This window comes from Sorangium sp. So ce302 (assembly GCF_051530145.1).
Lineage (GTDB): Bacteria > Myxococcota_A > Polyangia > Polyangiales > Polyangiaceae > Sorangium > Sorangium cellulosum_B.
The window spans coordinates 3747501-3759038 of the sequence record NZ_CP150326.1 but is presented as its reverse complement, the minus strand read 5'-3'; the positions used below and the strand labels follow the sequence as shown (position 1 = coordinate 3759038).

7 protein-coding genes, 1 tRNA gene and 1 rRNA gene are annotated in these 11538 nt (G+C 71.3%); 3 read left to right on the top strand and 6 right to left on the bottom strand.

Annotated features, from left to right (window positions below; genetic code table 11):
- Positions 1 to 48 precede the first annotated feature (48 nt).
- The 4 genes from WME73_RS14455 to WME73_RS14440 form a co-directional block, all read right to left on the bottom strand.
- The gene (locus WME73_RS14455) at positions 49 to 2484 is read right to left on the bottom strand and encodes a S8 family serine peptidase (RefSeq protein WP_437916054.1); all 2436 of its coding nucleotides are present in this window, start codon (positions 2482 to 2484) and stop codon (positions 49 to 51) included.
- Between the two features lie 89 nt (positions 2485 to 2573).
- Positions 2574 to 4106 (bottom strand): acyl-CoA carboxylase subunit beta, encoded by a 1533-nt coding sequence (locus WME73_RS14450; protein ID WP_437746028.1) that lies wholly within the window; start codon positions 4104 to 4106, stop codon positions 2574 to 2576.
- 16 nt (positions 4107 to 4122) lie between these two features.
- Positions 4123 to 5526, bottom strand: a complete 1404-nt coding sequence (locus WME73_RS14445) for a VWA domain-containing protein (protein ID WP_437746027.1) — start codon at positions 5524 to 5526, stop codon at positions 4123 to 4125.
- A 39-nt stretch (positions 5527 to 5565) separates the two neighbouring features.
- Positions 5566 to 6420 carry a redoxin domain-containing protein gene (locus tag WME73_RS14440; RefSeq protein WP_437746026.1) on the bottom strand — a complete coding sequence of 285 codons (855 nt, stop codon included), beginning with the start codon at positions 6418 to 6420 and terminating at the stop codon, positions 5566 to 5568.
- Between the two features lie 24 nt (positions 6421 to 6444).
- On the opposite strand from WME73_RS14440, the gene WME73_RS14435 reads away from it, so the two are divergent.
- From WME73_RS14435 to WME73_RS14425, 3 genes are all read left to right on the top strand, one after another.
- A complete protein-coding gene (locus WME73_RS14435; RefSeq protein WP_437746025.1) occupies positions 6445 to 7074 on the top strand; it encodes a hypothetical protein in 630 nt (209 codons plus the stop codon).
- A gap of 862 nt (positions 7075 to 7936) precedes the next feature.
- Positions 7937 to 8010: transfer RNA gene (locus WME73_RS14430), tRNA-Arg, on the top strand.
- A gap of 34 nt (positions 8011 to 8044) precedes the next feature.
- On the top strand, positions 8045 to 8578 hold the full coding sequence (locus tag WME73_RS14425) for a nucleoside deaminase (RefSeq protein ID WP_437916052.1): 534 nt from the start codon (positions 8045 to 8047) through the stop codon (positions 8576 to 8578).
- A 24-nt stretch (positions 8579 to 8602) separates the two neighbouring features.
- Here the strand turns inward: WME73_RS14425 and WME73_RS14420 are convergent, their stop codons facing one another.
- The gene (locus WME73_RS14420) at positions 8603 to 10972 is read right to left on the bottom strand and encodes a transglycosylase domain-containing protein (RefSeq protein ID WP_437916051.1); all 2370 of its coding nucleotides are present in this window, start codon (positions 10970 to 10972) and stop codon (positions 8603 to 8605) included.
- A 396-nt stretch (positions 10973 to 11368) separates the two neighbouring features.
- Positions 11369 to 11485, bottom strand: a 5S ribosomal RNA gene (gene rrf / locus WME73_RS14415).
- Positions 11486 to 11538: the final 53 nt, after the last annotated feature.

Genomic DNA, 11538 nt, shown 5'->3' with positions numbered 1-11538 from the left:
GCGTGCCCCCGGGCAACGCAAGGGCGCGCGGGCTGCCTGCGGGGGTGCTCAGCCGCGGCGCCGCCGGCGCGCCGCCGACGCCGCCACGAGGAGGCTCGCGAGGCCCCAGGCGGCGCGGCTCGACGGCGGCGTCCCGTCCGGGCGAGCCGCGGCCCAGGTGCACGCGCCGCTGGTCGCCTCGAGCTCTCCGTTCGCCATCCAGACGTCGCTCCCCACCGGGAGCTCGCGCGCGCCGAGCGAGGCGCCGTCGTAGAGCACGTCGACGGCCAGCGTCGCCCCTCCGGAGCCGCGCGGCGCGGCGACCGCGAACTGCCACAGCCCGCGGCGCACCTCCCGGAGCGGCGTGTGCATCACCCCGCCGCGAACGGCGACCGTGAGCTTCCCATCGACTCCCCTCACCGGGGCGCCGTCAGGGCGTCGCAGCTCGATCGTCCCCCAGACCGGCCACGACGGGTCGGGCCTCGCGTAGGTGCTCGACAGGACGTACCAGCTCTTGTCGAGCGCCGGCTCGTTGCCGCCGGTCTCGGCGGCCTCGAGCGCGAGGCGCGCGCCTTCGAGATCGAGCACGCCGGGACCGAGCTGCGCGTCGAGCGGCACGGCGCCCCTCGGGTACCGCGCGCCTGCCTGGAGCGCCTCCGTGACCTCCGCCTGGCTCAGGTTCGGGTTGACCTGGAAGAGGAGCGCGATCGCCCCTGCGACCTGCGGCGCCGCCATGGACGACCCTGACGCGATCGCGTGGTGGTCGTCGACGACGAAGCAAGGCTCGTCGCCGGGGCACCCGGGCGTATCGAACAGCCCTCCGGGATCGTCGCGCGGGTCGACGCCGCTGGCCATGGCGGCCGCGACCAGGCCGCCGGGCGCGCTGATCTCCGGTTTGGCCACGCCGAACGGCGTGGGACCAGCCGCGCTGAAGTAGCAGGCGCTGTCCTCTTCGATGTCCACGCCGTCGAGGCTCGTGAGGCGCACGCTCGTGGAGCTCCCCTGCGGCTGCCAGCGGACGCGGTTGATGGTGCACCCCACGGCGAGCAGCCCAGGGTGGCTCGCGGGCACGTTGATCGTCCCTTGCTTGATGGCGCGCGGGAACAGGAGCCCGAGATCATGCGACGGCGAGACGTCGCCGAGCCCCGTCACCCAGAGCTGCGCGTCCCCTTGGCCTCGCAGGCGGATCGCGAACTCGCCCGCCTTCCACGCCCCGCTGAAGGCCACGACGGCGCTGTTCGTCGCCGCGGTGATGGGCGACTTCCCGTTCGCGAGCCGGTTGATGACCGCGCCGGTCGTCTCGCCGTCGTCGCCGGTGTAGCCGGCGTCATCTCCGGGCTCGATCAGGCCGATCCACGCCTCGCCGCCTGGCCCGTCGAGGCCGACCGACACCTCGTCCCCGGGCCGGAAGGTGATCCAGACGTATCCTTCGCCGCGCTCCGCGCTCGGCGTCCGGATGGGCACGCGCGTCTCGGCGTGCGCCGACACGTGGGCCTCGGTGTGGATCCCGAGCGGCCCTTCGCCGTCGAGCTCGTACATCGCGCCGCTGTTGCCGGCGGCGACGACGATCGCCCGCCCCGGATGAGCGCTGCCGACCATCGCGGCGAGCCCCGCCTCGAGCGGGCTCGTCCCGTCGTGGGGCCCGAAATCGCTCCCGACGCTCAGGTTGACGACCGCCGGCATGTTCAGCTCCTCGGCGCGGTCGAAGATGAACTGCACCGCCTTGAGGATGTCCGGATCGTCGAAGCCCTCGCCGGGCCGCGCGGGCGCGGCGATGATCAGCGTCGCGGCGGGCGCCACGCCGACGTACCGCGGCCGCTCCGAGACCATCGGCCCGCCGTTGCCCGCGGCGATGGAGGCCACGTGCGTGCCGTGCCCCGCGATATCGCGGAGGATGCCGGGCTTGCTCTGCGCGAGCATGGCGTCGATGTCGGCGTCGGAGAAGATCGCGCACGCCGACTGGTCCGGATCATCGCACCCGTAGGTGTGCTCGAGCGCCGCGTGCAGCCCCTTCGGGCTTCCGGCCTGCAGCATCCATCGGATCCGTGTCTTGCCGTCCTTGTCTCGAAAATCCGGGTGGGTCACGTCGAGACCGGTATCGACGACGCCGACGACCACCCCCTTGCCGTCCGCGCCGGTCGCCTTCCTGTACGGCTCGACGCGGATCCACCCCTTGGAGCGATCGAGCAGGGGCCGCCGCGGCGGTCCTGTTAGCAGCCTGAGCTCCGGGTGCGCGGCGGAGAAGGCGCCGACGTCGCCGGGCGTGAGCCGGATGGCCCCGAAGCCCGGCGCGACCGGGAGCAGCCCGAGCGCTCGCGCGTCGGCGCCGGCGGGCAGCGGCACCGTCACGGGGATGCGCCCGCGCGGATCGGCGAGCGGGTGCCGACCCAGGCGCGAGCCGAGCAGGCGCGCCACCGCCGGGGCCGGGACGTCGGCGCGCGCTTCACCCGCCGCGAGAGCGAGGCCGAGCAGCGCGATGGAGAGCGGAAACCTGCGGGCGAGCACGCCGCGAGTCTACACCACGTCCGCGCGCGGCCGAGGTCACGAAGGGCGCTGCCCTCGCCGCGCGCTCTCCGGAGCGCGCCGCGCGCCGCTCACACGGGCGGCACGAGGTGCTTCTTTCGCGGCCTCTCCTCGACCTTGCCGGCGTACCGCTCGAAGCGGCGCGCCACCTCGCGGCGGAGGTTCGCCGTCGGGATGATCGCGTCGATCACGAGCTCGCTCGCGAGCTTCTCCAGATCGACGTCGGCCCGGTACTCGTCGCGCAGCTTCTGGACGAGCGCCTCGCGCTCGGGCCCCGCCGGGATCGCCTGGATCTTGTTGAAGTAGACGGCGTTCACCGCGGCGCTCGGCCCCATCACGGCGATCGAGGCCGAGGGCAGGGCGATGCACTCGTCGGGCGCGAACGCCGGCCCGCACATCGCGTAGAGCCCGGCCCCGTACGCCTTGCGCACGACGACGGACAGCTTCGGCACGCTCGCCTCGCTCACCGCGGCGATCATCTTCGCCCCGGCCCGGATGATCCCCTGCCTCTCGACGACGGTCCCGATCATGAAGCCGGGCACGTCGGCGAGGTACAGGAGCGGGATGTTGAACGCGTCGCACAGCCAGATGAACCGCGCCGCCTTGTCGGCCGAGTCCACGAACAGCACGCCGCCCTTGTATTTCGGCTGGTTTGCGACGATGCCGACCGCGCGTCCCTCCACGCGCGCGAGCCCGGTGACGATCTCTCGGGCGTAGAGCTTCTTGATCTCGACGAAGCTGCCCTCGTCGATGATCGCGTCGATCACGGCCATGATGTCGAACGGTTTGTTCTCGTCGGCGGGGATCACGTCCTCGAGCGGCCGCTGCCCTGGCTTCTCCGGCCTCGGCTCGACGCGGGGCGCGGTCTCGGCGGAGCTCTGCGGCATCAGCGCGAGGTAGCGCTTCGCGAAGGCGATCGCCTCCTCCTCGGTCTTCACCAGGACGTCGCCGCACCCGGAGACCGAGCAGTGCATGCGCGCTCCGCCGAGCTCTTCGAGCGTGACCTTCTCGCCGATCACCATCTCCGCCATGCGCGGAGAGCCCAGGTACATGCTCGCGTTGCTCTCGACCATGCACACCACGTCGCAGAACGCCGGGATGTAGGCGCCCCCCGCCGCCGACGGGCCGAACAGCAGGCAGATCTGCGGGACGAGGCCGCTCAGCTCGACCTGGTTGTAGAAGATCCGGCCCGCGCCGCGCCGCCCGGGGAACATCTCGATCTGGTCGGTGATGCGCGCCCCCGCGGAGTCGACCAGGTAGAGCAGCGGGCACCGGAGGCGCCGCGCGGTCTCCTGCACGCGCAGGATCTTCTCGACGGTGCGGCGCCCCCACGAGCCGGCCTTCACCGTCGAGTCGTTCGCCATCACGCACACGGGGCGCCCGCCCACCGTCCCGGTGCCCGTGATGACGCCGTCGGCCGGCAGCTCGGGATCCAGCGCGTTGGCGAGCGCCGCGTCCTCGATGAAGCTGCCTTCATCGACGAGCAGCGCGACCCGTTGCCGCGCGAACAGCTTGCCCTGTTCCGCGTTCTTGTCGTGGTACTTCTGCGCGCCTCCCTTCTCGATGCGCGCCGTGAGATCCCGCAGCTTCTGATCGAGCGACATGGCGCGACCCATAGCCCTAAGCGCGCCGGGCGACCACCTCCCGCGCCGCCGATTCGAGCTCCCGCGCGGTCCGGGCGACCAGCACCTTCGTCGCCGCCGCGGCGTAGCGCGGCATCGCGCTGTCCCCCGTCCCCCAGGCGCCCGGCCCCTCGGGGCACAGCCACAGGAGCGCCCGCGCCCGGTCACGGAGCTTCCTCACGACCTCCGCCTCGTCCGCGAAGTAGTTCGTGCGCCCGTCGCCCAGGATCACGAGGGTCACCCGCCGGTCCACGTCACGCCCGTGTCGCTCTTCGAAGGCCAGCAGGGCGCGCCCGTAATTCGAGTTGTGCGCCCGGCTCACCACCTCGCCGCGCTGGATCCGCTCGAGCGCCGAGCTCGCCGGCAACGCCTCGAAGAGCTCGGTCGTCTCGGCGAGCTCGCTCACGAAGACGAACGATCGCGTCCGGTCGAAGAGCTCCTGCGCCGCGCAGACGAACTCGAGCATGAACCGCGCGGCGACGCGGACCGAGTCCGACACGTCGCACAGGATCATCAGGCGCGGCTTGTCGCGCCGCCGCGCTCGACGCGCCGGCAGGAACGGCACGCCGCCGGTCTGGAGGCTGCGCCTCAGCGTCCGGTGAGGATCGATCCTCCCGCGCCGCGCGCGGCGCCTCCGGAGCCGCTCCGCGCCCCGGAGCCGCACGGACAGCTCCTTCACGGCGCGGCGCACCTCCTCCATCTCGCCCTCGCCGAGCGAGGCGAACGGCACATCCATGCGGCCGTGGGCAGCTGGCTCTTCACCCTCGAAGCGCCGGAGCGACAGCGTCACGTGCTCGCGCACGCGGTGCCGCATCCGCTCCAGCTCGGCGGCGAGCGCCTCCGCCAGGGCCCTCCCCCGCTCCTCGCCGAGCGCCTCCTCGAGCGCGCTCCGGATCCGCCGCAGCGCGCTCGCGGCGGCCGGCACCCCGAGCTGATCCATCACCCGCTGCGCGAAGAACCCGACCTGGAGCGAGCTCGTCATCGGCGCGAGCACGCGCGCGATCCCGGCCGCCTGGAGCGCTCGGTCGAGCTCCCCCGCGGTCCCTGCGAGCGCCTGGAACGCGATCGCGTCGCCCGAGGCGCCGCTCCGCTCCGCCGCCGCGCTCAGCAGATCGCGCAGGGCGGAGAGCTCCCCATCCGAGAACCCTCGCTCCCGCAGGCGCCCCCATAGATCGCCGACGTGCGCGCCCGCGGGAGAGAAGAAGCGGTCGAAGCAGGCGCGGTACCGGCGGAGATCGGCGGCGCGCTCGACGACCACCGCGCCGATGGCGTCGCGCAGCGTCCCGCGGTCGCCGAACCCGACGAGGGCGCACGCGCGCGTGACATCGATGGCCTGCGCCGTCGAGACGGCGAAGCCGTCGCGGCGCAGCGCCCAGAGGAACTCGTCGATGGATAGGAGCATGGAGAGCGTACCGGTCCAGCCGGCGCGACCCCGCGGCGGCTACGGCGCCGGCGCGGGCTCCGCGAGCAGCGCCTTGAGGAGCTTCTCGACCTCGGCGTGCCGGGTCGGGTCGTACCCGACCACCACGTCCCGGATGACGCCCTTCTTGTCGATCACGAACATCGTGGGGAGCGCCTTGACGCCGTAGGCCGCGGAGGTCGACTCCGACGCGTCCGCCGCGACCGCGTAGCGCATCGAGAGGGCCTGCGCTGTCTTCGTCGCGACGCTCACGTCGTCGGTCGTCACGCCCACGACCCGCAGCCCTTGCGCGGCGTACGCCGCGTGCCACGCCGAGAGCTGCGGGGCCATCAAGCGGCACGGCGCGCACCAGGTCGCCCAGAAATCGAGCAGCACCACGTTTCCGCGCAGGGTCCCGATGTTCGCCGGGACGGTCCCTCCGACGGTGGTGAGCGACTTCCAGGCTGGCGCGAACGTGCCGATCTTGTCGAGGCGAAGGATCTGATCGTGCCCGGGGAACGGCACCAGCGTCGGCGCGACGTCTCGCTCTCGTCCGCCGCGCCGGATCCGGAGGTTCACCACGTTTCCAGGCCCCGCGAGCGCGACACGCGCGACGAGCTGCTTTGGCTCGTCGATCTCGACGCCATCCGCCGCGATGACCTGATCCCCGTCCACGATGCCCGCCTTGGCCGCCGGCGAGCTGGTGACGACGTGCTTCGCGACCACCCCCCCGGCCGGCCCTGGCTCCAGCTCCACGCCCAGCCAGGCGCGGCGGGACGCCTCCTCGGCGGCTGCGTGCGGGGCGCCTCCCAGCAGCGCAGCGCCCGACAGCGACACCAGCGTGGCGGCCAAGAGGGCGCGCCATGCGCGGCCTCGCCTGGAAGAGGCCAGGTACATCCGGGCAGTGTAGCATCTCGACCGGTGCGGTCCCGAACCCGCCTCTCTGCGTGGTGCGCGCTCGCTGCGGCGTCGCTCGCCTCGATGACGCTCTCGACGGAGGCGCGGGTCCGCTCCGGGTGGGCCCCCCTGCCGCTGGGCTGTGCGCCGCCCCCGCCGTCTGCGTCCCCCGCTCACGTCGCGGAGACCACGGAATGGATCGGACGCGGCTCCAGCTCCATCCCCGAGGCGCGCGCGCCGGCCCCGGCGCCCGCTGCACCGCCGGCCGCGGCGCCCTCGGCGTGGGAGCTCGCCGGGCAGCTCGCGAGCTTCCAGCCCGTCACGGATCGAGCTCGCTCCCAGCACTTCACCGGCGAGATGGAGGCGGAGGTGAGGATCAACGCGGCGGCTGCGCCCTACCCGCAGCTCGGTCCGGATCGCGTTCTCCCCTCCGGCGCGGCCGTGGTCGAGTTCCACTACCGGGCGGGCGCATCGGAGCCGGACACGCTCCTGGCCATGGTGAAGCGACCGGCTGGCTACGACCCCGACGGCGGCAACTGGGAGTACCTCGTCCTCACGCCCCAGGGCACCTCCACCCACCGCGGCGCTCTGCCCCTCTGCAAGCGCTGCCATGCCGACGCCCCGCACGACCACCTCTTCGGCGGCCCCCGATAGGCGCTCGCGTAGCCCTCGCCAGCGCGACGCGTCACAGCGTCCATTGGCCGGGGCTCTTGGTCCGCAAAGATTGCGAAACACGGCATGGCACGCGACACCGCTGCCCGAGCACCTCGTCGGACACGGATCCACGACAGCCGAAGAAACCGCGGCGAAACGTGAGTATTCCGCTGGACGTACGCGCGCGCGCGGACGCAGCGACGAGGAGGCCACGAGATGGCACAGAGGCTGCTCCAGGCGGAATTGACCGTGTTCTGCGCTGTGGGCTGCAGCGTGTCTCGGTCCTCCTCCCCTCGTAACGGGCCTCACTAGCTTGTGCTTGGTCGTTCAGCGGGCGCCATCCCGCCTCTCCATGGCGCCGCTGCTGCTTGGCTTACGGCTTCTTCCCGTTTCGTCAGCTTGGCCTGCTCATCTCGTGGTGCGCTTCTAGAGCTTCGCTTGCCCTTCGAGAGCGTGTGAAAGCGCGCGGCCATTCCGTGACGGAGTCGCCGCGCGCCCTGTTTTTGTCCTGCGCTCGTTGCCCGCCGCCGGCTTCGTGTGCGTCGCCAGCATGGCCCGCGCCGCTCACCCGCTTCGCCCTGCCGCGGCTCAACCTGGCGGATGGGATCAGCCTTTGCGGGCGAGAAGGCTCGGCCATTCGGGGGAGTCGCCAGGGCGCGAGGCGTGAGGGCGACGAAGGAGCGAACTTCGCAACGACCTCGGCGGCAAACGCCGCGCATCCGAGCAGGCGCACTCAGGCATCGATCACTTTTCCTTTGACAGCTCGCTCGGGGGCGTATAAACGCCGGCACTCACTTCGCGCAACCGAGCGCGACGCGGGAGTGCGGTGGCGTAGCCACGTCTTGCACTTGTCTTCACCAGAGCGCCCATAGCTCAGCTGGATAGAGCATCGGCCTACGAAGCCGGGGGTCGGAAGTTCGAATCTTCCTGGGCGCGCCTGATCGGTCGTGTAAAAGGTCCTGAGCCTCTCATGGATGTCATGGATGACGGAGCGGATTTGCTCCTCTCCCCTGTGGCACAGCCGGAGGAACCAGCGAACGTCGACGTGCTGTGGATGCACGAAGCGCTCGCGGAGGCCGAGGCTGCGGCATGTGCCGGTGACGTCCCCGTGGGGGCGCTCGTCGTCGACGCGGCGGGGGCGGTGCTGGCGCGCGGTCGAAACCGCCGCGAGATCGACCAGGATCCGACCGGTCACGCCGAGGTGGACGCGCTGCGGGCGGCGGCCAGGCGACTTGGTCATTGGCGGCTCGAAGGGGCGACGGTCTACGCGACGCTGGAGCCGTGTCCCATGTGCGCCGGCGCGCTCGTCAATGCCAGGATTGCGCGGCTCGTCTACGGCTGCCCGGACCCGAAGGCGGGAGCGGTCGACACGCTCTTCGCGATCGGGCGCGACAGCCGGCTCAACCATCGCTTCGCGGTCACGTCGGGCGTGCTCGCAGACGAGTGCGCCGGCGTGCTCCGCGCGTTCTTCGCGAAGCTCCGGACCGCCGCGTCGAAGCGCTGACGGCCCGGCCCGCGCGTGCAGGCGTCAAGGCGCCGCCCAGGCGCCCCCCTCGTCCTCTCCCGATCTCTCCTCGCCGGCTTCACCGCCGTCCTCGGAGGGCTGACGGGGCGCCAGATGGGGCGCAGGGGAGCCTCGCACCACGACCTCCTGGAGCCCCTTCTCCAGCTCCTCGTCGGAGATCCGCCGGCGCCTGTGCGCGATCTGCATGAGCTTGCGCAGGTACCCGCTCCACGCAGCGGTGACCTCACCGTTCGCATCGAAGTGCTGCACGCTCGGGTTCGGCAGGATCGACGCGATGTACAGCGCCTGTCCGAGCGAGAGCTGCGCCGCCGACGCGTTGAAGTAGTGCCGCGCGGCGGCGCCGATGCCGTAGACCAGCGGTCCGAACTCCACCGCGTTCAGGTAGAGCTCCATGATCTGCTCCTTGGTGAGCTCCTGCTCGAGGTACATGGTGAGCAAGGTTTCCTGGAGCTTGCGCGCCACGCTCTTGGTCCGCTCGAGGTAGAGGTTCTTGGCGAGCTGCATGCTGACGGTGCTCGCCCCCCGCACGAACCTCCTCTTCCGGAGGTTCTCGCGGATCGAGTTCTTGATGGCTTCCTCGTCGAACCCGTGGTGCCGGTGGAAGGCGCCGTCCTCCGTGGTCAGCACGGCGACCTCCATGAAGCGGGAGATGTCCTCGTAGGGGACCCAATCGGCGGTCCCTGGCCCGGACTCGATGTCGACGCGCTTGCCCCCGGGCCCGTAAACCAGGCGCCGGAACGCGCGCTTGAAGCGATCGACGCTGAGCTCCGGCGGCATCTCCGTCACGCGGCAGGTGTTGGAGACGCCCCAGTCAAGCAAAAAATTCCGGTCGAGGTTCGCGGTATCGAACCGGAGCTTCCCTTCGATCCCGAACGAGCCGGCGAGCCTCATTCCGTGGAGCTTCGCCACGATCCCTTTGGGCACCGAATCCAGCATCGACTGGCAAGCCGTGAGAGGCACCTCGAAGGTGCCGCGGACCCGGTGTGAGTTCCCGGCGTGCTCGTACTCGCCGCGCGCGATCAGCCTCAGCGCACCGAGGTCGACCTCGGCGTCCTCGGCGACGAGCTTGGACCCGTCGAGCTTGCCGTTCGCCTTCGCTCGCCATGCCAGGTCGAGGCCTGCGATGGGCTCATCTGCCAGGGCCGCGCTCCGCAGGGAGAGGTTTTTCAGCCTTCCTTCGCCGTCGACGCCAAGCGTCTGGCCGTCGGCGGAGAGGACGACCCGCGCGCGGCTGACGATCGACGTCCGCGCCACATCAAACAGGCCCATGTCCCCTTCATGGACGCCGAGGGTGGAGAGCCAGATGGGTCCGCCCTGCACGTCGGCGACGATCTCCTGCGGGGTCTCCTTCGCGTCGCTGAGCGGCACGCGAAGGCGAAAGGTGAGCGCTTGCTGGGCATCGGCGCCGGCGGCCGCGATCGCGGCCTCTCCAGGCGAGAGCTCCACCACGAGCGAGCCTGCCTCGCGCCGCACGGCGAGGTGCCCCGGTCCCAGGTTGAGGTGATCGGCGTCGCGCCGGAGGCGCGCGGTGACGCCTGCGACGTCGACCTTGGCGTCCTTGCCGAGCGCCAGATCGATGCCCTGCGCCGCCCGCAGAAGGGCATCTCGAACCGCAGCCCCTCGATTCCGCCCCGCATCGGCCCCGTCGCTGCGCTCGGGCGTCCTCGTCAGCTGTGCCGGATGGGTGCGCCCGCTCTGCTCAGGCACGACCTGAGGTTCAGGGGTCCCCTCCGGGAGCGCCACGTTGGCGTCGATGGAGTCGGCCGAGAGCTCGCTCACCTGGTATCGCCCCTGTTCCAGGGCGAGCACCAGCCGGCCGTGCCGGACCGAGAAAGCCGCCCGTCCCAGGGACAGGATCGCTTCGCGCGCAGCGATGGCTGTCCGCCCTCCCGCGCGCGACAGGTGCACGTTGTCGGCCGACAGGCTCTCCGCGGGCGAGTCGGTCCGATCGGTCCAGACGAGCCGCAAGCCCTCCAGCTCGGTGCTACCGCCCCCCTCGCTCGTCGCGGTGCCGGTACGTCCTGCCGGCTGCCCTGCCCGCCAGGTCTCCAGTTCGTGAAGGATGGCCTCGCGCGGGCCGACGGCGGAGACCGTCCCCCCGCGCATCGTCACGCGCCGTCCCGAGACGCCCAGCGCGACCGCGACCTCCTCCAGGCGGATGGAGATGCTCGGCGCCCCGCGCAGCTGGACGTCCACACCCTTCAGGGAGACGCCGCTCCAGGTGGGCCGAACCTGGTCGATCGACAGCGATGCCCCGTACCGATCAGCCGCCTGCTCGGCCTGGTAGCGCACAAAAGGGGCGAACCCGACGACGAGCCCGCCACAGAGGGCCCCCCCGGCGACCGCAGCGATTCTCCTGCGCTTGAATCCCAAGGTTCCCCTAGGGTAGCAACGCCTGGCGGCCAGAAGAAACTCGCAGCGTCATCTCGATCTCGCGCCGCCGTCCCCTGCCGGCCCCCGCGCCGCTTCCTGCGCTGGCACTTCTTCTCACGCGGCGGGCGGCGCCGCACGCAGCGCGAACGCCCAGAGCTGAGACCAGCGAAAATTCAAGCCAGACAACAAAACGAACGCCCTCAACAGGCTCCTGGCGCACGTCGGGAAAACGATCGCGGGGGTCGTGACCGCGCCACGTTGACCAGAAGCAGCGCCAATGAAGCCTCGATGTGGCCTCGGCGCTGCGAAGACGCCGCAGAGCGCGTCCCGAGCTCCAAACAAAATGACAAAAAAAAACCTGCGCACGGCTTTCACCGTGCGCAGGTTCGAAGAAAATCCCGGCGGCGTCCTACTCTCCCACCAGGTTGCCCTGGCAGTACCATCGGCTCCAAGAAGCTTAACTTCCGAGTTCGGTATGGGATCGGGTGTGACCTTCTCGATATCACCACCGGAAACTTGTGGGTGCGTCCAATCGGAACCCTGCGGAGCCCGCTCCTCGCGGTGCT

Bases quoted from the DNA above. Each gene is read 5' to 3' on its own strand.
- WME73_RS14450 (WP_437746028.1), bottom strand. From the start codon at position 4,106: ATGTCGCTCGATCAGAAGCTGCGGGATCTCACGGCGCGCATCGAGAAG.
- WME73_RS14440 (WP_437746026.1), bottom strand. From the start codon at position 6,420: ATGTACCTGGCCTCTTCCAGGCGAGGCCGCGCATGGCGCGCCCTCTTG.
- WME73_RS14425 (WP_437916052.1), top strand. From the start codon at position 8,045: ATGGATGTCATGGATGACGGAGCGGATTTGCTCCTCTCCCCTGTGGCA.
- WME73_RS14445 (WP_437746027.1), bottom strand. From the start codon at position 5,526: ATGCTCCTATCCATCGACGAGTTCCTCTGGGCGCTGCGCCGCGACGGC.